Raw genomic sequence first — 26,353 nt, forward strand, 5'->3', positions numbered from 1 at the left:
CATGCCGCGCCGAAGCCGGGACTAAGGTCGACGTATGGCTTCGGAGACATCGGAGGGCGGCGGAACGGGTCGCGTGGCGGACAGTACGCCGGGCGGCGCGCCGGACGATACGCCGGGTGGCGCTTCGGGCAGTACGTCCGACGGCTCGGCGTCGGACAAGCGCGCGACGGGCGGCGGCTCGGCGGGCCCCGGGCCCGGACCCGCAGGCGAGGGCTCGGTGCGGGTCGACAGCTGGATCTGGTCGGTCCGCCTCGTCAAGACCCGCTCGGCGGGGTCCGCGGCGTGCAAGGGCGGCCACGTCCGGGTCAACGGCGAGCGCGTCAAGCCCGCGTACGGCGTGCGGGTGGGCGACGAGGTGCGGGTGCGGCAGGCGGGCGGCCGGGAGCGGGTCGCCGTCGTGAAGCGCCTCATCCGCAAGCGCGTCGGCGCGCCCGTCGCGGTGGAGTGCTACGTCGACAACTCGCCGCCTCCGCCGCCCCGCGAGGCCGTCGCGCCCGCGGGCATCCGCGACCGGGGCACCGGCCGCCCGACGAAACGGGACCGCCGCGAGATGGAACGCCTGCGAGGAGCGGAGGGCTAGCCGCAGGCAGGTTCGGTCAGCTCAGCCGGCGAGGGCGGCTCGGGCGGCTCGGGCGGCTCGGGCAGAACACAGAAAAGTCTCAGCGACGCGCCCCGTCACCAGGGGCGCGTTGCTGAGACTTTTCGGCGGAGATCGGAGATCAGAGGTCGGAGGTGGCCCGGACCGCCTCCCTCCACTCACCCCCGCAGGCGGGCGACCAGCTTCGTCGTCTCCTCGCGCCGCGCCCACGCGATCCACGCGAACGGCACGACGAGGATCAGGGGCGTCGCCGCGTTCTCACCGCCGAGCGCGGTGACCGTCACGATGAACGCGCCGGTCATCAGCCCGATGAACGCCGTGGCGGCGAGGGAGGAGAGCAGCGGGATCAGGAGCGCGATTCCGCCGAGCACTTCCAGCACGCCGATGGTGTACATCCCCGGCGCACCCCACCCGAGCTTGTCGAAGGCCTCGACTGCGGTCGGGTGCGCCATCAGCTTGGGCGCCCCGCTCGCGGCGACGAAGAACACGGCGAGCAGCACTTGCAGGCTCCGCAGGGCGATCCGGGCGCCCCGGCTCCGGGCCCGGACGGGTGCGACCGCCGAGGGGGCGACCGCCTCGGCTGCGGCTGCTGCGGGAGCGACGGAAGGGGTGGTGGCGGACATCGCGGTCTCCTCGGTGGGTGGGGCCCGTCGATCCCGCGGGCCGTCGTACTGTCACCCATAGAGACCTGACGTCCACGCGAAACTCATCGGCCGCGAGCCTCATTTCCGACGCCGCCGCGAACCGCACTCCCCACGTCCGCCCACCGGAACCGTCGCGCCCGCGGCTCAGACCACCGGCACCGCCCGCACCCAGGTCTCGTCGTCCGTCAGGTACTTGTCGACCTTGAGGTCCGCCTCCGCGAGGGCGTCCTCGAACTGGCTCCGGGTGAGCGGCCGGGCCCGGAACGTCTGGGTCCATACGGCGTCCGGGAACACGTACTCCGCGCGCACCTCGTTCACCCCGTCGCCGACCGGCTCGGCCGACAGGATCCGGATCGTGTAGCCGGCCGGGTCGACGCGCTCTCTCGGCACATTGGTGTGGTAGTCCTCGCCCTCCCGTTGGATCAGCACGCAGCCGCCGTCCGTGACGTGGTTCCGGCAGGCCCGCAGCATGCCGCGGCGTACCGATGTCTCGCCGCTGTGCACGAGGAACGACGCGAGCATCACCACGGAGAACTTCTCGTCCAGGTCCAGCTTCTCGATCGGGCTCCGTACCGTCCGCACCCCGCCGTCGAGCGCGGCGACCCTCTCCAGCATCTCCGCCGACTCGTCCACGGCGGTCACCCGGAAGCCGCGCTCCAGGAGCGGCCGCGTCACCCGGCCCGCGCCGCTGCCGAGTTCCAGGATGTGCGACCCGGGCGGCACGGCGCCCTCGATGACGTCCGGCTCGTCCCCGACGGACAGGCGCGCGTACAGCTCGACGGCGCAACCGTCCGGCGTGATCGCGCCGGGCCCCGACCCTTCGTATCCCTCACGCATCTCCAGGCTCATGCCCGCCCAACGAAGCACCTCGCGGCGCCGTTCCCCGCCCGCTCACCCGTCGGCGGCCCGCAGCGGGAACCAGCCATGTCCCATGTACCAGTGGCCGCCCGCCCGCAGATGGTCCCCGACAGCCCGCTCCACCCGCGTCCGCCTGGGCAGTTTGTCCACGGGGAGGTCCCGGTCGCCGAAGACGAAGGCGACGGGGTCGCCGTCCTCCGGCTCCTGGTCATAGTCGTACACAGGGCGGAATCGCTCCTGGTAGCGGACGATGTTCGAGTCCGCGGGCAGGTAGCTTCTCAGCTGCGGGTCGAGCAGCCAGGAGTGGCAGACCGCTGTCTCATATCGTTCGTCGGGGAAGTGCCGCGCGAAGAACTCGCGCGCCAGGGAGATCGACCGGTCGCAGGCCCGCGGCGTCAACGGGCCCCGGAAATCGGTGATGTGCAGGTTCAGGCAGGGGTCCCCGGGGCCCGCGCCGTGCCCGGCCGCGGCCGTCGCGCCGCCCATGCGCCGGCCGAGCACGGCCCGCTGGAACTGCAGCCGCCCCACCTGGTAGAGCTCGCCCCGGAAGTGCAGACCGAGCCATTCCGGTACGAGGAGACCGCGGCCACCGTGCGCCCTGCGGTGCACCGCGAGGTGACGTCCGAGGTCGGCGAGGGTGTGGCGGGAGACGTCGGCGGGGATGCCGCGGTCGCGGTGGTACGCGCGCACGTGCGGCAGCGCCGCCACGTACACGTACACGAAGAAGCAGCGCCCGAGCTCGCCCCACGCCTCGGGCAGCACGGGGGCACGGCCGCCGCGGCCGACCGTCCCCAATGTCGCGCACGACGGCGTCCACGCAGCGCTCAAGGAGCCACCGTGCCTCCGGGTCGGCCCACAGCCGGTCGCGGAGCGCCACCAGGGCGTTGATGTCCTCGTGCGGCACCGCGAGGTCGAGCAGCACCTCCGGGAGCTCGTCGGCCTCCGGCAGCACCGCCCGGGCGCGCGGCTCCGGCGCGCTCTCCAGTGCCTCGAGCCACGCGGCGAGCCTTCCGTCGGCCCTGAGCGCGTCCAGCATGTTCCCGCCCACGTTCCGCCCCTCCCCGTCTCCGCTCCCCGTCTTTGCCCTCTGCGTTCCGCCCGCCCTGCTTATCCTGAGAGGAGGAGATGACCTCTCATGATGCGTACAGGCAGTGAACCCATGACCGCGCGCAGTCCCCTGCGCATGCGCCTCTGGTTCAGCGTATGGGGTCTGGCCTGGGCCACCTTCGGTACCGTCGCCTTCGCGCTCACGGGGCGGACGGGGTGGGCGGCGGCGTGCGGGGTGCTGATGCTGGTGGTCGCGGGCGACCTCGCGTGGATCGTGCACCGCATGCGTCAGGGCCCGCACTACCAGCCGGGCAAGGACGTCCCCCCGTACGACCCGCCGAGCGGCCGCTAGAGCCGAGCAGCCGCTTAAGAGGCCCCCGAAGGGGCCTCTCGTTCCGGCTCAGGCCGGGCCGGCGCCGCTGTCGAAGCGGGCCGCGGCCAAGTACTCCGGCTGCGGGTCCAGGGCGGCCGCGAGGCGGAAGTGGCGCCGCGCCTGCTCGCTGCGGGCCCCGCGCTCGTAGGTGCGGGCGAGCGCGAAGTGCGCGAAGGCGTTGTCCGGCTCGCGCTCCAGGACGATGCTGAACTCCAACTCGGCGGCGCGCAGTTGGGCCGCCGCGAAGAAGGCGCGCGCCCGCAGCAGACGCGCCGCGGTGTTCTCGGGGTGGGCGGCGATGACGGTGTCGAGCAGCTTCACCGCGCCGCGCGGATCCCGGGCGGCGAGAAGCTGCTCCGCCGCACGGAAGTCGATGACATGAGTCTCCGGGCTGTTCTCGGACACGTCGTGCTCCCTTTCCTGGCTCACCGGTCCCAACACCCGCCGCGCCCCCGCCTATTCCGGGCTCCGGTCGCCGCTGCACCCCCGGCGCCCTCCCGCGTCCCGTCAGGCGCGTGCCCGGCGCGCGAGCTCCGCCCAGACCTCGGCGACCCGCTCCGCAAGCCCTTCCAGCGGACCGTCGTTGTCGATCACGATGTCCGCGACCTCCAGCCGCTCCTCACGGGTGGCCTGCGCGGCCATGCGCGCGCGGGCGTCGTCCTCGCTCATGCCGCGCAGCCGCACCAGGCGGTCCAGCTGCGTGGCGGGGTCCGCGTCGACGACGACCACGACGTCGTACAGCGGCGCGAGGCCGTTCTCGGCGAGCAGGGGCACGTCGTGGACGACGACCGCGTCCTTGGCAGCGGCTTGTTCGAGCTCGGCGGAGCGGGCCCCCACGAGGGGGTGCACGATCGCGTTCAGTGCGGCCAGCTTCTCGGGGTCGGCGAAGACGACCGCGCCCAGCTTCGGCCGGTCCAGCGAGCCGTCCGGGGCCAGGATCTCCGGCCCGAAGGCCGCGACGACGGCCGCCAGACCGGGAGTTCCCGGCTCCACCACCTCACGCGCGATCTTGTCCGCGTCGATCAGGACGGCACCGGACGCGGCGAACCGCCGCGAGACTTCACTCTTGCCGGCGCCGATTCCGCCGGTCAGGCCCACCTTCAGCATGACCGGCAGCTTAGAGCCTGCCTTCGGACCGGGCGCTACGCGTCGCCCTCCCGCTCAGCGAGGAAGCGTTCGAATTCACGGCCGATCTCGTCCGCGGACGGGATGTCCAGCGGCTCGGCGAGCATGTTGCCCCGGTCCTGGGCGCCCGCGGCCGCGTCGTACTGGTGCTCGAGGCCCTGGATGAGCGCGACGAGTTCCTCGTCGCCCTCCTGGATCTGCCGGTCGATCTCGGTCTGGGTGCGGTGCGCCTCGGTGCGCAGGCCGTGCGCGACCGTCGGCAGCACCAGACCGGTCGCGCCGGTGATCGCCTCGAGGACCGTGAGGGCAGCGTCGGGGTAGGCGGAGCGCGCGATGTAGTGCGGGACATGCGCGGCGACGCCCAGGACGTCGTGGCCGGCCTCCAGGAGGCGGTACTCGACCAGGGAGGCCGCGCTGCCCGGCACCTGCGCCTCGTCGAAGGGGCTGCGGTGGCCGGGGATCAGGTCGGTGCGGTTGCCGTGCGGGGTGAGCCCCACGGGGCGGGTGTGCGGGACGCCCATGGGGATGCCGTGGAAGTTCACCGACAGGCGCACGCCCAGGCGCTCCACGATCTGCTGGACGGCCGCGGCGAAGCGCTCCCACTCGATGTCGGGCTCGGGCCCGGAGAGCAGCAGGAAGGGCGCGCCGGTGGCGTCCTGGACGAGGCGGACGTCGAGCGTCGGCACCTCGTAGTCGCTCCAGCGGTCGCGCCGGAAGGTGAGCAGCGGGCGCCGGGCGCGGTAGTCGACGAGCCGGTCGTGGTCGAACCTCGCCACCACCTGTCCGGGAAGGCTGTCCGTGAGCCGCTCGACGATCTGGTCGCCGGTTTCGCCCGCGTCGATGTATCCGTCGAAGTGGTAGAGCATGACCAGTCCGGCCGATTCCTGGGCGAGCGCCATGTCGACGACGGCGAGGCCCTTCGGCTCCCATGCGTACAAACCCTGCGGATCAAGCACTGTGACCGCTCCTCCTCATGTTCGTAGGGAAGAACAAGCACCGGGGCACGGGCATTCCCGGCCACGCCCGCTTCCTCGGCGCCCCGCGGTGTCCGTATGCGTGAACTCCCTTACCCGGTCCATACCTTGACGCCAACATGGACCGCCTCTACGTTCACCTACGTTCAAGTCCGCACACGGCGTTCACGTATCAGAACGTCTGGAGAACTCTCCCCCATGCGGACGCCCCCTGCCCGACTCCACCGCCCCCTGACGGGAAGGCCACCCCCATGCGCGCCCGACGAACCCTGCCCACCACGGTCACCGCCCTGCTCGCCGCGACGGCCGCCTCCGGAGCCCTGGCCGCCACCGCGGCAGCCGCACCCGCACCGGCGTCCGCCCGGACCGTCGAGGTCTCCACGGCCGCCGAACTGAAGGCGGCGCTCACCGACGCCTCACCCGGCGACACGATCCACCTCGCCGACGGCACCTACTCCGGGAACTTCAAGACCTCCGTGGCGGCGGGCGCCAACTCCCGCATCACGCTGACCGGTTCGTCCGATGCGGTGCTCAAGGCCGGTGGCGGTTACGGATTGCATCTGGACGGCGCCGCGTACTGGACGGTGAAGGGCCTCACCGTCACCGGCGGCCAGAAGGGCATCATGATCGACTCCGCGAGGGGTGTCGTCGTGGACGGCGTCACGGTCCACGGCCTCGACATGGAGGGCGTCCACTTCCGCAAGTCGAGCAGGGACGGCGTGCTCAAGAACTCACGTATCCACGACACCGGGAACGACGGCCGCGGCATGGGAGAGGGCGTCTACGTAGGCACCGCCAACACGCTCTCCGACAAGAGCGACAACGTCCAGATCCTCGGCAACACCATCGGCCCGGACGTGGGCGGCGAGGCCGTCGACCTCAAGGAGGGCACCACCGGCGGCAAGGTCTTCGGCAACACCTTCGACGGCAAGGGTCTGACCGGCGCCCACTTCGACGACTCGTGGGTCGACGTGAAGGGCAACGACTACGTCATCGAGAACAACACCGGCAAGAACACCACGAACAACGGCTACGAGACCCACACCCAGCAGTCCGGCTGGGGCTGCGGCACGGTCTTCCGCGGCAACAGGTCGACTCTGACGGGCGCGACGGGCGACAAGCAGCTGGCCATCAACGTCACGAATCGGAGCGGCAGCTGCAGGACGACGGTGTACGCGAACAACACGGTGGTCGGCGGCCGGGGCCTGACGAACATCCCGGTCACGCCGTAGAGGGCAAGTCCCGCAGGGACGAGCCCTCCAGGGCCGCGGGGAACTGCGCGACGGCCCCCACAGCCCCGCACCCGGACCGGGACGCACAACGGGCCCGCACCCCCGAAGGGATGCGGGCCCGCAGCGTTCAGCTACAACCGCCTAGAGGCGAGCCTCAGCTCTGGCCACCGGCAAGCTTCTCACGAAGCGCGGCAAGCGCCTCGTCCGAAGCCAGCGCGCCGGAGTTGTCGTCCGACTCCGAGGAGTACGAACCGCCGCCGCCACCGCCGGACGCGGCCGGAGCGGCGCCGGCCGGAGCCGCCGCACCCTCGGCCTCGGCCTGGGCGTCGGCCTCGCGGGACTTGATGACCTGGGCCTGGTGCTGCTCGAAGCGCGTCTGCGCCTCGGCGTACTGGGTCTCCCAGGCCTCGCGCTGGGTCTCGTAGCCCTCGAGCCAGTCGTTGGTCTCGGGGTCGAAGCCCTCGGGGTAGATGTAGTTGCCCTGGTCGTCGTAGGACGCGGCCATGCCGTACAGGGTCGGGTCGAACTCGACGGCCGACGGGTCGGCGCCGAAGGACTCGTTGGCCTGCTTCAGGGACAGCGAGATCCGGCGACGCTCGAGGTCGATGTCGATGACCTTGACGAAGATCTCGTCGTTGACCTGGACGACCTGCTCCGGGATCTCCACGTGGCGCTCGGCCAGCTCGGAGATGTGGACCAGGCCCTCGATGCCCTCGTCGACGCGCACGAACGCACCGAACGGAACGAGCTTGGTGACCTTACCGGGGACGACCTGCCCGATCTGGTGCGTACGGGCGAACTGCTGCCACGGGTCTTCCTGCGTCGCCTTGAGCGACAGGGAGACACGCTCGCGGTCCATGTCCACGTCGAGAACCTCGACGGTGACTTCCTGGCCGACCTCGACAACCTCGGAGGGGTGGTCGATGTGCTTCCAGGAGAGCTCGGACACGTGGACGAGACCGTCGACGCCACCGAGGTCCACGAACGCACCGAAGTTGACGATCGAGGAAACGACGCCGGAGCGGACCTGGCCCTTCTGCAGGGTCGTGAGGAAGGTCTGGCGGACCTCGCTCTGGGTCTGCTCGAGCCAGGCACGGCGGGACAGAACCACGTTGTTGCGGTTCTTGTCCAGCTCGATGATCTTGGCCTCGAGCTCCTTGCCCACGTAGGGCTGGAGGTCGCGGACGCGGCGCATCTCGACGAGGGAGGCCGGAAGGAAGCCACGGAGGCCGATGTCGAGGATGAGACCACCCTTGACGACCTCGATGACGGTACCGGTGACGATGCCGTCTTCTTCCTTGATCTTCTCGATCGTGCCCCAGGCACGCTCGTACTGAGCGCGCTTCTTGGACAGGATCAGACGGCCTTCCTTGTCCTCCTTCTGGAGAACCAGGGCCTCGATCTCGTCGCCGACCTTGACGACCTCGTTCGGGTCGACGTCGTGCTTGATCGAGAGCTCGCGGCTCGGGATGACGCCTTCGGTCTTGTAACCGATGTCGAGCAGGACCTCGTCCCGGTCGACCTTCACGATGACGCCGTCGACGATGTCGCCGTCGTTGAAATACTTGATCGTCTCGTCGATCGCGGCGAGGAAGGCTTCCTCGTTACCGATGTCGTTGACCGCTACCTGCGGGGTGGTGGCGGTGGTCTCGGTGCTGCTCGTCATGTGGGTTAGGGCTCCGGTACGGACATTGAAGTCGTAGGTACTGCAACGCCGGGAGCCGATTTCGATCTGCAGAAGCCGGACAGCCTAGGAAGCGCGACTTCCGCAAGCGGGAGGCGCCTCGACAACCGAGGGGACATGCAACAGACACGAGCGCAGCCTGCTACGTCTGAGGAGCGCAGGCTCGCAGCGCAACTTGTAGCATACGGGGGCAGCCGGACAGGGTCAATGCGCGAAGGCGCACACCCGGGGCGGATCGCCGCATACCCGGCACAAAACCTGTCGCATGAGGCCACACGGGCCGTACCGCGCCCCCTTCGCGACGAGGTCCGACGAGAAGTACGGAAGATTACGACGATGGAGCCGATCATCCAAGAGTCCGAGCCGCCCGAGCCCGAGGCCACCAGGCGTGACGCCGACGTGACCGAGAGCAGCCGCGCCAACCGCACCTGGTGGGACCGCAACGCCGACGACTACCAGGTCGAGCACGGCACGTTCCTCGGGGACGACCGCTTCGTGTGGGGCCCGGAGGGACTCGACGAGGTGGAGGCCGAATTGCTCGGCCCGCCCGAGGAGCTCAAGGGCAAGGACATCCTGGAGATCGGTTCCGGCGCCGCGCAGTGCTCGCGCTGGCTTCTCGCACAGGGCGCGCGCCCCGTCGCGCTCGACCTCTCGCACCGCCAGCTCCAGCACGCGCTGCGGATCGGCGGGAACGTACCGCTGGTGCAGGCCGACGCGGGAGTGCTGCCCTTCAGGGACGGCTCCTTCGACCTCGTCTGCTCCGCCTACGGCGTGATGCCCTTCGTCGCCGACCCCACCCTGGTCCTCAAGGAGGTGCGGCGCGTCCTGCGGCCCGGCGGCCGGTTCGTCTTCTCCGCCACCCACCCCATCCGCTGGGCCTTCCCCGACGAGCCAGGACCGGAGGGCCTCTCCGTGGCGGCCTCCTACTTCGACCGCACTCCCTATGTGGAGCAGGACGAGGAGGGCAACGCCGTCTACGTGGAGCACCACAGGACGATCGGCGACCGCGTACGGGACATCGTGGCCGGCGGCTTCCGGCTCGTCGACATCGTGGAGCCCCAGTGGCCCGCCTGGAACACCCAGGAGTGGGGCGGCTGGTCGCCGCTGCGCGGAAACCTGATCCCGGGGACGGCCATCTACGTGTGCGTACGAGACTGAGTGCGTGACCGCTCCTCGTAACGACGCCCTCGATCTGCCCGTACGCGACGCGCTGCCCGCCCTCCGCTCCGCTCTGGAGGGGCCGGGCAGCGCCGTGCTGTGCGCCCCGCCGGGGACGGGCAAGACGACGCTGGTGCCACTGGCGCTCGCCGGATTCCTGGCCGGTCTCCTCGACGGCGCCGATGACGTCGTACGTCGCATCGTCGTCGCCGAGCCGCGGCGGATCGCCGCACGGGCCGCCGCACGGCGGATGGCGTGGCTCCTCGGCGAGAAGGCCGGTGAAAGCGTCGGCTACACGGTGCGCGGCGAGCGGGTCGTGGGGCCCTCCACGCGCGTGGAGGTCGTCACGACGGGTGTCCTGCTCCAGCGCCTCCAGCGGGACCCGGAGCTGGCCGGCGTCGACGTCGTCATCCTCGACGAGTGCCACGAGCGGCACCTGGACGCGGACACCGTGGCGGCGTTCCTGGTGGACGTGCGGGCTGCGCTGCGGCCCGAGCTGCGCCTTGTCGCGGCGTCCGCGACGACCGACGCGGAGGGCTGGGCGCGCGTCCTCGGGGGCGCTCCCGTGGTGCGGGCGCAAGGTGTCGCGCATCCCGTGGAAGTCGTCTGGGCGCCGCCCCCGCGCGCGGTACGGCCGCCGCACGGCATGCGGGTGGACCCCGCGCTGCTGACCCATGTGGCCTCGGTGGTCCGGCGGGCGCTGGCCGAGCGGGACGGGGACGTCCTGTGCTTCCTTCCCGGGGTCGGGGAGATCGCACGGGTGGCCGGGCAGTTGACGGGGCTCGGCGACGTGGAGGTGCTCCAGGTGCACGGGCGGGCCCCGGCCGCGGTGCAGGACGCGGTGCTCGCCGGCGCGCCGGGGCGCCGGGTGGTGCTCGCCACGGCGGTGGCCGAGTCGTCCCTGACCGTGCCCGGGGTGCGGGTCGTCGTGGACGCGGGCCTCGCCAGGGAGCCGCGGGTCGACCACGCGCGCGGGCTGAGCGCGCTGACGACCGTGCGGGCCTCGCAGGCGGCCGGGCGGCAGCGGGCGGGCCGGGCAGGGCGTGAGGCTCCGGGGGCCGTCTACCGGTGCTGGGCGGAGGCGGAGGACGGGCGTCTGCCGCGTTTTCCCGCGCCGGAGATCAAGGTGGCCGACCTCGCCGCGTTCGCCCTGCAGACGGCGTGCTGGGGCGATCCCGACGCCACCGGGCTCGCGCTCCTCGACCCGCCGCCGGGCGGCGCCATGGCGGCGGCGCGGGACGTCCTCGTGGCGGTCGGGGCGGTGGAGGCGGGCAGCGGCCGTGCCACGGAGCGGGGGACGCGGATGTCCCGGGTGGGCCTGCACCCCCGCCTGGCCCGTGCCCTCCTCGACGCGGCACCGCGTGTCGGCACCCGGCGGGCGGCGGAGGCGGTGGCGCTGCTGAGCGAGGAGCCGCCCCGCGAGTACGGGGACGACCTTGCGGGCGCCTGGCGGGCGGCGCGGCGGGGCGCCGACTCCTACGCGGCGCGGTGGCGGACCGAGGCGAGGCGGCTGGCCTCGTCGGTGCCGGGCGGGCCCTGCGGAGCCGGTGGCGGGAGTGACGAGCAGGTCGCGGGGCTGGTGGCCGCGCTGGCGTTTCCCGAGCGGGTGGCCCGCGGCGTGGGCGGCGGAACGTACCTCATGGCGGGCGGCACCCGGGCGGAGGTGCGGCAGGGCTCCGCGCTCTCCCGGGCGCAGTGGCTCGCGGTGGCCGTGGCCGACCGGCCGGTGGGCGCGGGGCACGCGCGCGTGCTGCTCGCCGGGCACATCGACGAGGACGTCGCGCGGGACGCCGCGGCCCCGCTGTACTCCGAGGGCGACGAGGTGGCCTGGGGCGACGGTGAGCTCGTGGCGCGGCATGTGGAGCGGCTCGGCGCCGTGGAGCTGGTGGTGCGCCCGTTGCGGGACCCCGATCCCCGGCTGGTGCGGGAGGCGTTGCTGACCGGGCTGCGGGAGGCGGGCACGGGGCTCCTGAACTGGTCGCGGGGCGCCCGGGAGTTGCGGGAGCGGCTCGCGTTCCTGCACCGGCACCTCGGGGCGCCCTGGCCCGACGTGTCGGAGGACGCCCTCCACGCGCGCGTGGAGGAGTGGTTGGAGCCGGAGCTGTCCCGGGCGCGGCGACGGGCGGATCTGGCGAGGATCGACGCCGGGCAGGCTCTCGCACGGCTGCTGCCGTGGGCCACGGGCGAGGCCGTCCGCCTCGACGAGCTCGCCCCGGAGCGGCTCGAGGTGCCGAGCGGGTCCCGGATCCGGATCGACTACTCCGATCCCGGTCAGCCCGTACTGGCCGTCAAGTTGCAGGAGATGTTCGGGCTCGCCGAGACCCCGGAGATCGCGGGCGGCACGGTGCCGATGGTCGTACACCTCCTGTCACCCGCGGGCCGGCCCGCCGCCGTCACCTCCGATCTCGCCTCCTTCTGGCGGACCGGCTACCGCGCGGTCCGCGCCGACCTGCGTGGCCGCTACCCGAAGCATCCGTGGCCGGAGGACCCCGCGACGGCCGAACCGACCCGGCACACGAAGGCCCGACAGGCGGGGCGGGGCGCGGGGGGTTAGAGCCTGTCTTTGAACCCCCGTCGTCCGCGCGAAGCGCGGGCGCAGCGGTGTTCGGTGCGTTCGATCGGAGTGCGGAGTCCCAGGTCATGTGGCGGAGCCACCTGTCCTGGGGCTCCGTGCGCCGAGCGTGCGTGCCGGGCGCCGGGGCGCAGACGGGGGTTCAAAGACAGGCTCTTAGCTTGTTCTTTATCTACCAAGATCTTCGGGGCTTGCCGATGGCCTTGAGGGTCTCGGGGCGTTTGACGGTTTTGCCGACGTCGTAGCGGGGTGCCCGGTGTTTGTTCTTGGCGCCGGGGGGCCGTCCGGGACCGGCGCCTTGGGGTTTGGGAACACGGGCCGGGCAGGCGAGGTGAGCGTGGATGTTCCTGAACCCCCGGCGGACCCGGGCCGGGGTGAGCCGGTCGGAGGCGGTGGGTTTCTCCCAGGGCCGGCGGAGGTCTTCGGCGAGAGGCCGGGCGAGTCGGAGCTGGGTGTGAGCGACGATCAGGAGCCAGGTCCAGCGGTCCGCTGCCTTGGGAGTACGGAGCTTGGGAGTGGTCCAGCCCAGGGTCTGCTTCGCGAAGCGGAAGGTGTGCTCCAGGTCGAAGCGGCGAAGAAATGCCTGCCAGAAACGGTCCACGTCGTCCGGTGTGGCGCCGGTCTTGGAGGACCATAACCACATCGGCGGGGCATCCCGGTCCTTCGGCAGGTGCTCGACCTTTAACCGGATCAACGTGCCTTCGACCAGCGGGAGTTCGCCGTCGTGGTCGAGCCATGAGGAGCGGTGGGTGAGCCGTGGGTGGACCCGGTCCCATGCCTGTGTCCCGGCCTTGCCGTAGTTGGTGGTGGCGGTGACCGTGGTGATCGCGGGCTCGGGCCAGGTCTCCGGCTTGGTGAAGTGGAATTCCGGGCCGTGCTTGGGCGGTCGTCCGCCCTTCGGGTCGTAGACACGAGGCGGCTTCGGCAGTCGCATGACGCGGTCGGAGCGGACCCGGCCGACCAGCTCGACCGGCAGATCGCGCAGGACCCAGGCCAGGCGGGTGACGTCGTAACCGGCGTCGCTGACGATCACGATATGCGGGTCGCCGCTCTGCCACTGGCCGACGATGATGAGCCGTTCAACGACTCCCCGCAGCTGGGCGGCGGTGACCGCGGTGGCATCGTCCGCCGGTCCGAGCCGGACCGCGTCCAGGATCGCGGTCCAAGAGGTGGCGCCCGGCTCCAGGACGGCGACGAAGGAGTAGGGCCAGCCCGGGATGAACTGCGACGCTGTCTTCGCCCGGCCGTAGACGTGGCAGAACAGCCGCTCGGCCGAGCATGGCGCGTCCGAGCGAAGCCATGGCGACACATCGACGGCCAGGACCAGTCGTCCGCCGTCGAACCGCGGCAGCGACAGCCCGGCCAGCACCGTCCGCACCTGGTCGACATCGATCCGGCCGTGGTTCAGGCCGCCGTACATCGCTCCGTGCCCACGCCGATGCTCGGGCAGCAGCGTCAGGTCCACCGGAGACTTCACCGCCCCGTCCGCACACAGCATCGCGTCGACCAGCTCGAACAACTCCTCGCGCCGAGCGGTCAGACACTCGTAGAACGCGCCCCGAAAGCGTGACGCTTCCGCGAACGCATCCCTCCGCACAGCATCAGGCAGCAGACTCACCCTCACGGCCTTCGTCTCGGTCACGTGCACCTTGGTCGGAGCACAGGATCAGACGAAGGCCGCCCCCACGTCCGGCAAACCCCCTGGTGAGCGACCCAGTTCGAGACACCGTTCGAGCCCGGAAGAAAAAGAACAAGCTTAGGCGCCCACCGGTTCCGGTGCGGGGTCCTTCGCGGCCGCCGGTGCCGGGTCGTCCGGCCTGCGGCTGCGGGCCTCCAGCCAGAGGGAGAGGGCCAGCAGGAGCGTGCCGAGGACGAGGAAGCCCCAGGGCAGGTACGAGGTCAGCAGGAGGACCAGGACGCGCTGGGACTTGACCAGGTCGACGGTGTCCCTGATGTAGTCCTCGCGCATCTTCACGTGCCCGGCGAAGACCGTGACCTTGTCGCGACCGCCGAGGAGGGTGCCGCCGCGCAGTTCGTTGCGCTGGATCTCCTCTCCGTAGACGGGTGCTCCGGTTGTCGGGTCGACCCAGAACTTGCGGACAGTGGTGTACCAGCGGGTGGTGCCGGTCTTGGCGAGCGACTGGGCGGTGATGCCCTTGACGGGCATCGTCCTGGGGAAGGGCACCTTGGTCCAGGGGATGGTCTGCTCGAAGTAGTAGACCTTCAGGCCGCGGAAGTCCTGGGTGCCCTTGTAGTGGATGGGCCGGGTGATGCGGGCCTGCGCGTCGAAGTACTCGTAGTCCCGCTTCTCGGTCAGGAACGGCCACTTGAACTCGATGCCCTCGCGTTTGACCGCGTCGCCGTCGACCATCTCGCCCGTGGCGTGCACCGGTTCCTGGCTGTGCGCGTCGAAGATGTACCGCTCGGGGATCTTGGAGACCATCTTGCCCTTGTCGTCCTGGACGTAGGAGAGCGCGTCCCAGACGACGACGTCGCGGTCGGCGCTCTTCTCGATCTTCTCCGAAGCCTCCACGTTGCCCTTGAGGGTCTGCACGATGGTGACCTTGTCGATCTTCTTGGCCTTCATGGTGCCGTAGTCGATGAGGGTCGGATCGTCCGCCTCCAGGACCGCTTCCTGGTACTGGCTCGGCGGGATCTTCGCGAGGCGGGGGAAGGCGTACCAGCGCATGAGCGGGGACATGGCCGTGCAGAACACGGCGAAGGCGAGCAGGACGAGGCTGGCCTTGCGGCGCATCGCGGCGGCCCTCCCTACGGCTGTGGGCAGTGGGTGTGCGTCTAGGGGTGCTCGGGGACGGTGGTGAGGAGCGGCTCGGGTGACGTCTTGCCCGCTGGGGCGCCGATCGCCGTGATGGTCAGGACCAGTGCGAGCGCGACGGCGAGGCCGGTGGCTGCGGCGATGAGGGCGCGCATGCGGGGCCTCCCGATTCGGCGTGCGGCCGGAACTGATAGGGCGTCAGGGCGGGCACCGTAGCAACGGAACGGCGAGATGAGAACACGTTGCACAAACACGGACCGCCCCCTCGCCGTGGGTGGCGAAGGGGCGGTCGGAGGCTGCGCGGTGGCCGCGCGGCCGTACGGCTAGGCGCTCGGCGTGCCGCTCGGGGAGGCGTCCGGCGTGCCGCTCGGGGAGGGGCTCGTAGAGGTCGACGGTGTGGGCGTCGTGTCGGGCTCCGCGGCGGCCACCACCTTCAGTTCGACGGTGAGGGTGGCGCCGCCCTCCGTGACGATGCGCAGGAGGTACGTGCCCGCCGCGTCGTCCGCGTACATCCTCGGGAGCCTCAGCACGCCGTTCGCGTCCGTCTTGAGGCCCTGGAGCGTGCGGACCGGCTTGCCGTCCACGCCCTTGAAGTAGGGGCCCTTGTCGTTGGCGTTCGCGTCCGTCGCCGACTTGATCATCGTGGCGGTGGCCGCGACGCCGTCGGCCGCCCTGCCCTTGTACGTCGCCTTGACCTCGACCCGGTCGGCGAACGCCTTGCCCGGTGCGCAGACCAGCGGCTTGTCCGTGGTCCTTGCGAGCGCGTCGGCCTGCCGTGCGGTGACCTCCGCGTCGAAGTCGACGCCGGGCACCGCGCGGTGGCCCACGACCGTGGCCAGCACGCTGAACTTCCCCGCCTTCTCGCCGGCCACGAGCTTGGGGGCGGTGGCCCTGCCGGTGGCGCCCGTGGTGACGGTGACGCTCCTCGCGCCGCCCTCGAAGCGGGTGTCCGTGGCGCCGACGACGCGGAACTTCACCGTGGTCTTCGGCACGGAGTCACCCGACTTCGACTCCGCGCGCACCGCGACGCGTTCGGTGAAGGTGTCGCCCGTCCTCGCGACGAGATCGCCTGTCCCCGCGTTCGCCAGAACGTCGACAACGGCCGGCGACGGGGCGGGCTTGTGACTGCCCTCGCCCTCGCGCGGCGGCTTCGGCTTGTGGCTGCTGTTGCCGTTGTTGCCGGGGTCCTCGGAGCCGGGCTTGTTGCCGGGCTTGTGCTTCGGCGTGGGGGAGAGAGGCGACGTCAGGCCGGAGCCGAGGCCCGGGAACCGGTGGTCGCTGCGATCGTCCGGCAGGACACCCGAGCCGTCGGGCACCTCGTGGGTGCCCTTGCGGTAGTACTCCAGCCACGACAGGACCGTGTTCAGGTACTCCTCGGAGTGGTTGTAGCTCAGGATCGCCGCGTGCAGGTCGTCCTCGACGGCCAGGTCGCGGTCGCCCGCGCAGAGGTAGTAGCCGGCGGCGAGCGCCGCGTCGTAGACGTTGTTGGGGTCCTTCTTGCCGTCGTTGTTGCCGTCCCGGCCCGAGGTGGCCCACGTCGAGGGGATGAACTGCATGGGGCCGACGGCACGGTCGTGCGTCGTGTCCCCGTCGTAGGCGCCCTTGTCGGTGTCGGTGATCTTCGCGAAGCCGATGCCGTTCAGGGGCGGGCCGAGGATCGGCTCGAGCGTCGTGCCGTCCGCGTCGACGCGGCCGCCGCGGGCCTGGCCCGACTCCACCTTGCCGATGGCGGCGAGCAGCTGCCAGGGCAGGTTGCAGCCCGGCTTGTCGGCGTTGAGGGCGCGCTCGGCCTTCTTGTACGCGTCCAGGACGGTGGCCGGCAGGCCCGCCTCGGCCTCCTTGTCACCGCTGTTCGGCGGGACGGGGCTGTGCAGGCGCGGCAGGTCGGTGTAGTAGGGGGAGTTGCCCGTCGCGGAGCCGTCGCCGGGCGGCGGGGTGGCGTCCGATGCGCCTGCCGCCGGCTCGTCTCTCGGTACGTCCGTCACGCCTGGGGCCTGCGACGCGGCCAGAGCCGCCACCGCTGCCGCGGCCACCGCGGCGGTCACCGTTCCTCTGCGCAGCCGCCTGCCGATTACCGGCGCCATGACCGAGCCACCCCTCCCCTTGTGACGACTTCTGCTCGCCGCCCCCACCTTCGCGTACGCGCTTTTCCGCTCGTACACGCTTGCTGTCGTACGCTCGTACTTCCTGCGGGTCGACTCAGGCGACACTACGACAACTTCGGGCACCCAGACACCCGTTCGTGCCCGGTTTTTACCAGTTGGCCTTGTGGTCGCGACAGGTCTGTTACGTGGCGCGGGGCGGGGCTTGGCGATGCGGTTGATGGTACGCACTCCTGGCGGAGCCGGCGGGTGTTGTCCCGCGACCGCGTCAGGGGGGCTCAGCTCTCGTCCCGACCGCGGGCACGCGGTGGCTTGTCGCGCAGTTCCCCGCGCCCCCCCCTGCGTGGGAGCCTTAGCTCTCACCCCGACCGCGGGCACACCGTGGCTTGTCGCGCAGTTCCCCGCGCCCCTGGGGGGGGCTGGGCGGGCTCATTCTGTCTGCGGGTGCGTGGTGGTTGAGCGCGCAGTTCCTCGCGCCCCTGAGCGGGCGGGCGGGCTCATCCTGCCTGCGGGTGCATTGTGGCTTGTCGCGCAGTTCCTCGCGCCCCTGGGGGGGCTGGACACGCTCATTCGTCCGCGCATACGTCCGTGGTTGAGCGCGCAGTTCCTCGCGCCCCTGGCGGGGCCGCATGGGGGCGCGAGGAACTGCGCGAGCAGCCACAGCGGGCCGGCAGGCAAGACCGCACCGCGACACCCCACAAGGGGCGCGGGGAACTGCGCGACAAGCCACGACCCACCCGCACCCAGGGCCCACACCGCAACGCCCCCGAGGGGCGCGGGGAACTGCGCGACGAGCCACAATCCACCCGACACAGGCCCCCGGACCCCACCCACCCCACACCGCCCCCCACCCCGGGAGGGACTAGTGCGCGGCGGATTCCCAGTTCGGGCCGACCCCTACCGACACGTCCAGCGGCGCCCGCAGGGCCACCGCTCCCGCCATTTCCCTGCGGACCAGCTCCTCCACCTTCGCCCGCTCGCCCGGCGCGATCTCCAGGACGATTTCGTCGTGGACCTGCAGCAGCATCCGCGAGTCCAGCTTCGCCGCGGTGAGCGCACCGTGGACGTTCAGCATGGCGATCTTGACGATGTCCGCGGCCGTGCCCTGGATCGGCGCGTTCAGAGCCATCCGCTCGGCCATCTCGCGGCGCTGGCGGTTGTCGCTGTTGAGATCGGGCAGGTACCGGCGGCGGCCGAGCATCGTCTCCGTGTAACCGGTGGCGCGCGCCTCGTCGACGGCGCGGCGCAGATAGTCCCGTACACCGCCGAACCGCTCGAAGTACGTGTCCATCAGCGCACGCGCCTCGCCCGCGTCGATGTTCAGCTGCTGGGAGAGGCCGAAGGCGGACAGCCCGTACGCCAAGCCGTACGACATGGCCTTGATCTTGCGGCGCATCTCCGCGTCGACCGCGGACCCCTCGACGCCGAACACCTGCGAGGCGACCGTCGTGTGCAGGTCCTCACCGGAGGAGAACGCCTCCAAGAGGCCTTCGTCCTCGGAGAGGTGCGCCATCACGCGCAGTTCGATCTGGCTGTAGTCCGCGGTCATGAGGGATTCGAAGCCCTCGCCCACGACGAAGCCGCGGCGGATCGCCCGGCCCTCGTCCGTGCGGACCGGGATGTTCTGCAGGTTCGGGTCCGTGGAGGAGAGCCTGCCCGTCGCCGCCACCGTCTGGTTGAACGTGGTGTGGATGCGGCCGTCCGCCGCGGTCGTCTTGATCAGACCCTCGACGGTGACGCGCAGCTTCGCCTGCTCACGGTGGCGGAGCATGATGACCGGCAGCTCGTTCTCCGTCTGGGCCGCGAGCCAGGCCAACGCGTCCGCGTCCGTGGTGTAACCGGTCTTCGTCTTCTTCGTCTTGGGGAGGTTCAGCTCGCCGAAGAGGACCTCCTGGAGCTGCTTGGGCGAGCCCAGGTTGAACTCGTGGCCCGCCGCGGCGTGCGCCTCCTTCACGGCCTGCTGCACCGCGCCCGCGAACTGCTGCTCCATCGACTCCAGATGGCCGCGGTCCGCCGCGATGCCGTGCCGCTCCAGGCGGGCCAGGAGCGCCGACGTCGGCAGCTCGATGTCGGCGAGCAGATCACTCGCGCCGACCTCCGTCAGCCGCTCCCCGAAGGCCGTACCCAGATCGAGGATGGTGCGGGCCTGCGACATCAGGAAGTCGGCCTCGGCCCGGTCGTCCTCCTCCGTACCGAAGGCGAGCTGCCCGTCGGCCGCCGCGGCGGGCGCCAGCTCACGGCCCAGGTACTCCAGGGAGAGCGCGTCCAGGGCGAAGGAGCGGCGGCCCGGCTTCACCAGGTACGCGGCGAGCGCCGTGTCCATGGTCACGCCGTCCACCGTCCACCCGTGCTCCGGGAAGACCCGCATCGCGCCCTTGGCGTTGTGCAGGACCTTCGGCTTGGTGGGGTCGCAAATCCAGGCCGCGAACGCGTTCTCGTCGGCCTCGTCCAGGGTCGAGGGGTCGAACCACGCCGCCGCCCCGTCCGCCGCGGCCAGCGCGACCTCGGTCACCGTGCCCGTACCGAGCGACCAGGTGTCGACCGTGGCCATGCCGAGGACCGCCTTGCCGTGCTCGGCCAGCCACGGCGCGAGCTCGCCCGCGCCGAGCACCGCGCCGTCCAGCTCAACGCCCGGCTCGGCCGGGGCCTGCTCGGCCTCCTGTGCACCCGGGTCGACGGCGAGCAGGCGCTCACGCAGCGAGGGATTGCGGATCTCCAGGGTGTCGAGGACCATCGCGAGCGCCGTACGGTCGTACGCCACGCGCTCCAGGTCGGCGACGTCCTTGGGGAGTTCGACGTCACGCACCATCTCGGTGAGGCGGCGATTGAGCTTGACCGCCTCCAGGTGGTCGCGGAAGTTCTGCCCGGCCTTGCCCTTGACCTCGTCGGCGCGCTCGACGAGGTCGGCGAACGAACCGAACTGGTTGATCCACTTCGCGGCGGTCTTCTCACCGACACCGGGGATGCCCGGCAGGTTGTCCGACGGGTCGCCGCGCAGCGCCGCGAAGTCCGGATACTGGGCGGGGGTCAGCCCGTACTTCTCGACGACCTTCTCCGGCGTGAAGCGCGTCAGCTCCGAGACGCCCTTCGTCGGATACAGCACCGTCACGTGGTCGGTGATCAGCTGGAAGGAGTCCCGGTCGCCCGTGACGATCAGCACCTCGAAGCCGGCCGCCTCCGCCTGCGTGGCCAGCGTGGCGATCACGTCGTCCGCCTCGAAGCCGTCAACCGCGAAACGCACCGCGTGCATCGCGTCGAGCATCTCGCCGATCAGCTCGACCTGCCCCTTGAACTCGTCCGGGGTCTTGGAGCGGTTCGCCTTGTACTCCGAGAACTCCTCGGAACGCCACGTCTTGCGCGAGACGTCGAACGCCACCGCGAAGTGCGTGGGCGCCTCGTCACGCAGCGTGTTCGCCAGCATGGAGGCGAAGCCGTAGATCGCGTTCGTCGGCTGGCCCGTCGCCGTCGTGAAATTCTCCGCGGGCAGCGCGAAGAACGCCCGGTACGCCAGGGAGTGCCCGTCCATGAGCATCAGGCGCGGACGCTGCTCACCGCCGGCCTTCCGGCCCTTCGCCACCGCGGTCTCGGACTTCTTCTTCGCTGCTGTTTCTGCCACGTCCCCGATCCTGCCACGCCCCACTGACACTGAGGCCCAACCCCGGCCCACGCCCCCTCCGTCAGTGCCGCGTGGGAGGATCGGAGACGTAGCTCACACACGTGCTCGAAGGGGAGCCGACCATGGCAAGCAAGCCGCCCAAGGGCGATCCGGTCCAGGACGCGCCGCAGGTCGCCGACGCGCAGCACGCCGCCGCGGGCCTGCCCGCCATCGGCCACACGCTGCGGGTGGCCCAGCAGCAGATGGGCGTGCGCCGCACCGCGCTGACGCTGCTCCGCGTCAACCAGAAGGACGGCTTCGACTGTCCCGGCTGCGCCTGGCCCGAGCCGGACCACCGGCACAAGGCGGAGTTCTGCGAGAACGGCGCGAAGGCGGTCGCCGAAGAGGCCACGCTGCGGCGCGTCACCCCCGACTTCTTCGCCGCGCACCCCGTCGCCGACCTCGCCACCCGCAGTGGGTACTGGCTGGGACAGCAGGGCCGCCTCACCCACCCCATGTACCTGCCGGAGGGCGGCGAGCGGTACGAGCCGGTCTCCTGGGAGCGCGCCTTCGACATCATCGCCGAGGAGATCGCGGCCCTCGACTCCCCCGACGAGTCCGTGTTCTACACCTCGGGCCGCACCAGCAACGAAGCGGCGTTCCTCTACCAGCTGTTCGCCCGCGAACTCGGCACGAACAACCTCCCCGACTGCTCCAACATGTGCCACGAGTCGTCGGGCTCCGCGCTCACCGAGACAATCGGCATCGGCAAGGGCAGCGTCCTCCTCGAAGACCTCTACAAGTCGGACCTGATCATCGTCGCCGGGCAGAACCCGGGCACCAACCACCCGCGCATGCTCTCCGCCCTGGAGAAGGCCAAGAACAACGGCGCGAAGATCATCACGGTCAACCCGCTGCCCGAGGCCGGCCTGGAGCGCTTCAAGAACCCCCAGACCCCGCAGGGCATGCTCAAGGGCACCTCCCTCACCGACCTCTTCCTGCAGATCCGCCTCGGCGGCGACCAGGCCCTCTTCCGCCTCCTCAACAAGCTCATCCTGCAGACGGAGGGCGCCGTCGACGAGGAGTTCGTCCGCGAACACACCCACGGCTACGAGGAGTTCACCGAGGCCGCGGCCGCCGCCGACTGGGACGACACCCTCAAGGCCACCGGTCTGGAGCGTGCCCGCATCGAGGAAGCCCTGCGCATGGTCCTCGCCTCCAAGCGCACCGTCGTGTGCTGGGCGATGGGCCTCACCCAGCACAAGCACGCGGTCCCCACCATCCGCGAAATCGTCAACTTCCTCCTGCTGCGCGGCAACATCGGCCGCCCCGGAGCGGGCGTCTGCCCCGTCCGCGGCCACTCGAACGTGCAGGGCGACCGCACCATGGGCATCTTCGAGCGGCCCGCGCCCGCCTTCCTCGACGCTCTGGAGAAGGAGTTCGGCTTCGCGCCGCCCCGCCACCACGGCCTGGACGTCGTCCGCGCCATCAGGGCCCTGCGCGACGGCGAGGCCAAGGTGTTCTTCGCGATGGGCGGCAACTTCGTCGCCGCCTCCCCCGACACCGAGGTCACCGAAGCCGCGATGCGCAAGGCACGCCTGACCGTGCACGTCTCGACGAAGCTCAACCGCTCGCATGCCGTCACCGGCGCCCGCGCCCTGATCCTGCCGACCCTCGGCCGCACCGAACGCGACGTCCAGGGCAGCGGCGAACAGTTCGTGACCGTCGAGGACTCCATGGGCATGGTGCACGCCTCACGCGGGCGCCTCAAGCCCGCGAGCAAGCAGCTGCTCTCCGAACCGGCCATCGTGTGCCGCCTCGCCCGGCGCGTCCTCGGCAGCGCGTCGCACACACCCTGGGAGGAGTTCGAGAAGGACTACGCCACCGTCCGCGACCGCATCGCGCGCGTGATCCCCGGCTTCGAGGACTTCAACACCAAGGTGGCCCACCCCGGCGGCTTCGCCCTCCCCCACGCACCGCGCGACGAACGCCGCTTCCCCACGGCCACCGGCAAGGCCAACTTCACGGCGGCCCCCGTCGAGTACCCGGCCCTCCCCGAAGGACGGCTGCTGCTCCAGACACTGCGCTCCCACGACCAGTACAACACCACCATCTACGGCCTCGACGACCGCTACCGCGGCATCAAGAACGGCCGCCGCGTCGTCCTGGTCAACCCCGACGACGCCGCGGACCTCGGCCTCGCCGAAGGGACGTACGCCGACCTCGTCAGCGAATGGCGGGACGGCGTGGAGCGCCGCGCACCCGGCTTCCGGATCGTGCACTACCCGACGGCCCGCGGCTGCGCCGCCGCGTACTACCCCGAGACCAACGTCCTGGTGCCGCTGGACGCCACCGCGGACACCAGCAACACCCCTGCCAGCAAGTCCGTCGTCGTACGCCTGGAACAATCGGCCCTCGACTGAGCGTTCGCTCAGCGACAGGTGACGCAGCCGAACGAACGGAGCCGGGCCGATGGGTGAGCAGCACAGCGTGAAGTTCCCGCAGGAGGTCATCGACGAGTACGCCGCGCTCGGCGTCGACCTGCCCTCCCTGTTCTCGGCGGGGCACCTCGGCACCCGCATGGGCGTGCAGGTGCTGGAGGCGTCGGCGGAGCGTGTCGTCGGCACGATGCCCGTCGAGGGCAACACCCAGCCGTACGGGCTGCTGCACGGCGGCGCGTCCGCGGTGCTCGCGGAGACCCTCGGCTCGGTCGGCGCGATGCTGCACGGCGGCGTCGACAAGCTCGCCGTCGGCGTCGACCTGAACTGCACGCACCACCGCGGAGCACGCTCCGGCCTGGTCACCGGCGTGGCCACGCCCGTGCACCGGGGCCGCTCCACGGCGACGTACGAGATCGTGATCAGCGACGACCAGGGCAAGCGGGTGTGCAGCGCACGCCTGACCTGCATGCTGCGCGACGCCACCCCGGAGACCGGCTCCGTCGCCTCGGCGGGCTGACCCGGCGCCCGCAACAGCCGGCAGGCTTCAGAAGGGGCGGGCGCAGGCTCATTGTCGGAGTGGGCGGCTGCGCACTAGCGTCTCCCCATGACGCACCGGATATCGCTCTGTGCGCTCGCCCTCACCGCCGCCCTCGCCGCCCCCCTCTCCACCGGATGCGAGAGCGCCGGATCCGACGACCGTCCCGGCGCCACTTCCGGCCCCGCCGCCGGCACCACGCCCCCCGCCGCCCTCTGCACGACGATCATCACCAAGTGGGCGCGGCAGATCTACGACTCGGGCGACCCCGGGTACGGCGACTACCAGTCGATGGGTCTGTCCAACGGGCAGTACCTGATCCTGCGCGACATCCTGGACGCCGCGCGCACCGAGCGCAGGCGGGAATCGGCCGCCGCGGGCCGGGATTCGATAGCCGGTCAGGCGCGCAAGCGGTGCGCCGAGCGGTACCGCGACGGCGGGCCGAGCGGCGGGCCGTGGGTGTGAACGCCATCGGCCCGGTCGAACCGGGCGAGGACACCTACGATCACCGGCCCGTCCCCCCGCCCCCGGCCCGGCTCCTCCCGCACCGGCGCCGCCGCCGCACCGCGGGCATCGCCGCCGCGGCCGCCCTCGCCTGCGCCGCCGGCCTCACCCTCTTCCTCACCCGCCCGCAGCCACCGCCCGAGCCGCCCCCGCCGGGCCCGCCCTGGCCGTCGCAGAGCGTGTCGGTGACGTACGCGGGCGGGATCTCGCACCCGCGGGCCGGCGACCGGAGCTTCACCTTCGGCATCGCGTTCGCGCAGGAGTCGGGACCGCCGGTGACCGTCCGGCGGGTGGCCCAGCCGTCGGCGGCTCTTTCGGTCAGCACATCCCCTCCCGCCCCTTTCACGCTGAAATCGGGATCACCCCGGAAGTTGATCATCACGATGCACATTCGCGAATGCGGAGAAGTGCCCCGGAATGCCGGCCTCCCTTTCCTGGAAGTAACTCTGCGTAATACGCGCGCAAACGAGAGGCAGAGTTACATCCTGGGTCCGGAATACGCGAATGATCTTTCCGGGGCTCTCACCGCCGCATGCCCACGAACACCACTGTCATGAGTCAAAAGGCTTTACAGTCCTGCCAGTTGCCCTGGAGATTCTCAGCATGCGGATACGTCGAGATCCACCGAACAAGGCCATATTCAGCCCCAACCGCCCCCCGTGTTCCAGCCCGGAATACTCCGTGGCATAACAAGAGCGTCACAGCCTTGGCCCGACCACTCCACCAGGAACAAAGCCACCCTTAGAGTCACGGCCAGTCACCGCGCCCACCGGATTCCTGTCAGTTCGGTTCCGCGCTCGACTCGGCATCCCAACAAGGGACAGCCGTGCCAGGGGAAAGGACTGATCGTGCGTCAACGTTCGCTCATAGCCATCACCGCTGCACTCACCGCGGGGGCTCTCACCCTCACCGCCTGTGGCTCGCGCGACGACAAGGACGACGGAGACAAGGCCGACGGCGGCGGAACCACCGTGGTCATCGGCGTCGACGCGCCCCTGACCGGTGAACTCTCCGCACTGGGCCTCGGCATCCGCAACTCCGTCGACCTCGCCACCAAGCAGGCCAACGAGAAGAAGTACGTCGACGGAGTCACGTTCAAGATCCAAGCACTCGACGACCAGGGCCAGCCCTCGTCAGGACAGACCAACGCCACCAAGTTCGTCGCCGACAAGGAAGTACTCGGAGCCGTCGGCCCCCTGAACTCCTCCGTCGCCGAATCCATGCAGAAGGTCTTCGACGACGCCAAACTCGTCCAGGTCTCCCCCGCCAACACCAACCCCGCCCTCACCCAGGGCCCGGACTGGAACGGCGGCAAAAAGGCGCGGCCCTACAAGACCTACTTCCGCACCGCCACCACCGACGCGATCCAAGGGCCCTTCGCCGCCCAGTACCTCTACAACAAGGCCAAGAAGAAGAAGGTCTTCGTCGTCGACGACAAGAAGACCTACGGCGCCGGACTCGCCGCCACCTTCAAGGACGAGTTCACCAAGCTCGGCGGCAAGGTCGTCGGCACCGAACACATCAACCCCGACACCAAGGACTTCGGCGCCGTCGCCACCAAGATCCGCAACTCCGACGCCGACCTCGTCTACTACGGCGGCGAATACCCCCAGGCCGGACCCCTCAGCAAGCAGATGAAACAAGCCGGATCCAAAGCCCCCCTCGTCGGCGGCGACGGCATCTACAGCGCCGACTTCATCAAACTCTCCGGCAAACAAGGCATCGGCGACTACGCCACCTCCGTCGGCCAGCCCGTCGAAGAACTCCCCTCCGCCAAGGAGTTCATCGCCAACTACAAGAAGGCCGGCTTCAAGGAAGCCTACGAAGCCTACGGCGGCTACTCCTACGACAGCGCCTGGGCGATCATCGAAGCCGTCAAAAAGGTCGTCGACGACAACGACGGCAAACTCCCCGACTCCAAGGACGCCCGCACCAAGGTCATCGACGCCATGAAGGACGTCACCTTCGACGGCGTCACCGGCAAGGTCTCCTTCGACGAATACGGCGACGCCACCAACAAGCAGCTCACCGTCTACCAGGTCAAGACCACCGACCCCAAGACCGGCTGGAAGCCCGTCGAATCCGGCACCTACGCCGGATCCAACTGACGCACCACCCGCAGCCCACGACAGACC

The 26,353-nt window shown here is 70.8% G+C and carries 22 protein-coding genes and 1 pseudogene; 9 read left to right on the plus strand and 14 right to left on the minus strand.

Annotation, left to right across the window (positions count from 1 at the left end):
* Positions 1–34 precede the first annotated feature (34 nt).
* Entirely contained in the window at positions 35–580 is a 546-nt protein-coding gene (locus tag AC07DI_RS21355; RefSeq protein ID WP_478905662.1) for an RNA-binding S4 domain-containing protein, read from the plus strand.
* A 176-nt stretch (positions 581–756) separates the two neighbouring features.
* Here AC07DI_RS21355 and AC07DI_RS21360 read toward each other — a convergent pair whose 3' ends face one another.
* The 4 genes and pseudogenes from AC07DI_RS21360 to AC07DI_RS21375 all read right to left on the minus strand — a co-directional run.
* Positions 757–1,221 (minus strand): DoxX family protein, encoded by a 465-nt coding sequence (locus tag AC07DI_RS21360; protein WP_478905663.1) that lies wholly within the window; start codon positions 1,219–1,221, stop codon positions 757–759.
* A gap of 165 nt (positions 1,222–1,386) precedes the next feature.
* The gene (locus AC07DI_RS21365) at positions 1,387–2,091 is read right to left on the minus strand and encodes a class I SAM-dependent methyltransferase (RefSeq protein WP_478905664.1); all 705 of its coding nucleotides are present in this window, start codon (positions 2,089–2,091) and stop codon (positions 1,387–1,389) included.
* 42 nt (positions 2,092–2,133) lie between these two features.
* Positions 2,134–2,862: an acyltransferase domain-containing protein gene (locus tag AC07DI_RS21370; RefSeq protein ID WP_478905773.1), complete on the minus strand. Its 729-nt coding sequence runs from the start codon at positions 2,860–2,862 to the stop codon at positions 2,134–2,136.
* Between the two features lie 19 nt (positions 2,863–2,881).
* Positions 2,882–3,136: pseudogene (locus AC07DI_RS21375) on the minus strand (acyltransferase domain-containing protein); the annotation flags it as partial.
* Positions 3,137–3,238: 102 nt separating this feature from the next.
* On the opposite strand from AC07DI_RS21375, the gene AC07DI_RS21380 reads away from it, so the two are divergent.
* Positions 3,239–3,499, plus strand: a complete 261-nt coding sequence (locus AC07DI_RS21380) for a DUF6343 family protein (RefSeq protein ID WP_478905774.1) — start codon at positions 3,239–3,241, stop codon at positions 3,497–3,499.
* Between the two features lie 48 nt (positions 3,500–3,547).
* Here the strand turns inward: AC07DI_RS21380 and AC07DI_RS21385 are convergent, their stop codons facing one another.
* The 3 genes from AC07DI_RS21385 to AC07DI_RS21395 form a co-directional block, all read right to left on the minus strand.
* On the minus strand, positions 3,548–3,925 hold the full coding sequence (locus AC07DI_RS21385; protein WP_384258576.1) for a tetratricopeptide repeat protein: 378 nt from the start codon (positions 3,923–3,925) through the stop codon (positions 3,548–3,550).
* A gap of 102 nt (positions 3,926–4,027) precedes the next feature.
* Entirely contained in the window at positions 4,028–4,627 is a 600-nt protein-coding gene (gene coaE / locus AC07DI_RS21390; protein ID WP_478905665.1) for a dephospho-CoA kinase, read from the minus strand.
* 35 nt (positions 4,628–4,662) lie between these two features.
* Positions 4,663–5,601: a PAC2 family protein gene (locus AC07DI_RS21395; protein ID WP_384258570.1), complete on the minus strand. Its 939-nt coding sequence runs from the start codon at positions 5,599–5,601 to the stop codon at positions 4,663–4,665.
* Positions 5,602–5,870: 269 nt separating this feature from the next.
* Here AC07DI_RS21395 and AC07DI_RS21400 point away from each other — a divergent pair, with 269 nt between their 5' ends.
* Positions 5,871–6,851 (plus strand): right-handed parallel beta-helix repeat-containing protein, encoded by a 981-nt coding sequence (locus AC07DI_RS21400; RefSeq protein ID WP_478905666.1) that lies wholly within the window; start codon positions 5,871–5,873, stop codon positions 6,849–6,851.
* A 154-nt stretch (positions 6,852–7,005) separates the two neighbouring features.
* On the opposite strand, the gene rpsA is transcribed toward AC07DI_RS21400, so the two are convergent.
* Positions 7,006–8,517 carry a 30S ribosomal protein S1 gene (gene rpsA, locus AC07DI_RS21405; RefSeq protein WP_384258565.1) on the minus strand — a complete coding sequence of 504 codons (1,512 nt, stop codon included), beginning with the start codon at positions 8,515–8,517 and terminating at the stop codon, positions 7,006–7,008.
* 354 nt (positions 8,518–8,871) lie between these two features.
* Here rpsA and AC07DI_RS21410 point away from each other — a divergent pair, with 354 nt between their 5' ends.
* Both AC07DI_RS21410 and hrpB read left to right on the plus strand, forming a co-directional pair.
* Positions 8,872–9,693, plus strand: coding sequence for a class I SAM-dependent methyltransferase (locus AC07DI_RS21410; RefSeq protein ID WP_478905667.1), 822 nt, complete (start codon positions 8,872–8,874; stop codon positions 9,691–9,693).
* A 4-nt stretch (positions 9,694–9,697) separates the two neighbouring features.
* The gene (gene hrpB / locus AC07DI_RS21415) at positions 9,698–12,247 is read left to right on the plus strand and encodes an ATP-dependent helicase HrpB (RefSeq protein ID WP_478905668.1); all 2,550 of its coding nucleotides are present in this window, start codon (positions 9,698–9,700) and stop codon (positions 12,245–12,247) included.
* 190 nt (positions 12,248–12,437) lie between these two features.
* On the opposite strand, the gene AC07DI_RS21420 is transcribed toward hrpB, so the two are convergent.
* From AC07DI_RS21420 to polA, 5 genes are all read right to left on the minus strand, one after another.
* Positions 12,438–13,883, minus strand: coding sequence for an NF041680 family putative transposase (locus tag AC07DI_RS21420; RefSeq protein WP_478905775.1), 1,446 nt, complete (start codon positions 13,881–13,883; stop codon positions 12,438–12,440).
* A gap of 138 nt (positions 13,884–14,021) precedes the next feature.
* Entirely contained in the window at positions 14,022–15,020 is a 999-nt protein-coding gene (gene pgfA, locus AC07DI_RS21425) for a cell envelope lipid trafficking protein PgfA (RefSeq protein WP_384255648.1), read from the minus strand.
* Between the two features lie 41 nt (positions 15,021–15,061).
* Positions 15,062–15,196 carry an SPW_0924 family protein gene (locus AC07DI_RS21430; protein ID WP_478905669.1) on the minus strand — a complete coding sequence of 45 codons (135 nt, stop codon included), beginning with the start codon at positions 15,194–15,196 and terminating at the stop codon, positions 15,062–15,064.
* 168 nt (positions 15,197–15,364) lie between these two features.
* Positions 15,365–17,125 carry a lytic transglycosylase domain-containing protein gene (locus AC07DI_RS21435; protein WP_478905670.1) on the minus strand — a complete coding sequence of 587 codons (1,761 nt, stop codon included), beginning with the start codon at positions 17,123–17,125 and terminating at the stop codon, positions 15,365–15,367.
* 880 nt (positions 17,126–18,005) lie between these two features.
* Positions 18,006–20,759, minus strand: a complete 2,754-nt coding sequence (gene polA, locus AC07DI_RS21440) for a DNA polymerase I (protein ID WP_478905671.1) — start codon at positions 20,757–20,759, stop codon at positions 18,006–18,008.
* A gap of 122 nt (positions 20,760–20,881) precedes the next feature.
* Between polA and AC07DI_RS21445 the strand changes: the two genes are divergently transcribed.
* The 3 genes from AC07DI_RS21445 (at position 20,882) to AC07DI_RS21455 (ending at position 24,179) form a co-directional block, all read left to right on the plus strand.
* Positions 20,882–23,161 (plus strand): FdhF/YdeP family oxidoreductase, encoded by a 2,280-nt coding sequence (locus AC07DI_RS21445; protein ID WP_478905672.1) that lies wholly within the window; start codon positions 20,882–20,884, stop codon positions 23,159–23,161.
* Between the two features lie 49 nt (positions 23,162–23,210).
* Entirely contained in the window at positions 23,211–23,696 is a 486-nt protein-coding gene (locus AC07DI_RS21450; RefSeq protein WP_384255660.1) for a PaaI family thioesterase, read from the plus strand.
* A gap of 87 nt (positions 23,697–23,783) precedes the next feature.
* Positions 23,784–24,179: a hypothetical protein gene (locus AC07DI_RS21455; protein ID WP_478905673.1), complete on the plus strand. Its 396-nt coding sequence runs from the start codon at positions 23,784–23,786 to the stop codon at positions 24,177–24,179.
* 40 nt (positions 24,180–24,219) lie between these two features.
* On the opposite strand, the gene AC07DI_RS21460 is transcribed toward AC07DI_RS21455, so the two are convergent.
* The gene (locus AC07DI_RS21460; RefSeq protein ID WP_384255665.1) at positions 24,220–24,543 is read right to left on the minus strand and encodes a hypothetical protein; all 324 of its coding nucleotides are present in this window, start codon (positions 24,541–24,543) and stop codon (positions 24,220–24,222) included.
* 523 nt (positions 24,544–25,066) lie between these two features.
* Here AC07DI_RS21460 and AC07DI_RS21465 point away from each other — a divergent pair.
* Positions 25,067–26,326, plus strand: a complete 1,260-nt coding sequence (locus tag AC07DI_RS21465) for a branched-chain amino acid ABC transporter substrate-binding protein (RefSeq protein ID WP_384255668.1) — start codon at positions 25,067–25,069, stop codon at positions 26,324–26,326.
* The last annotated feature ends 27 nt before the right edge of the window (positions 26,327–26,353 follow it).

The organism is Streptomyces sp. NPDC044106, assembly GCF_056433985.1.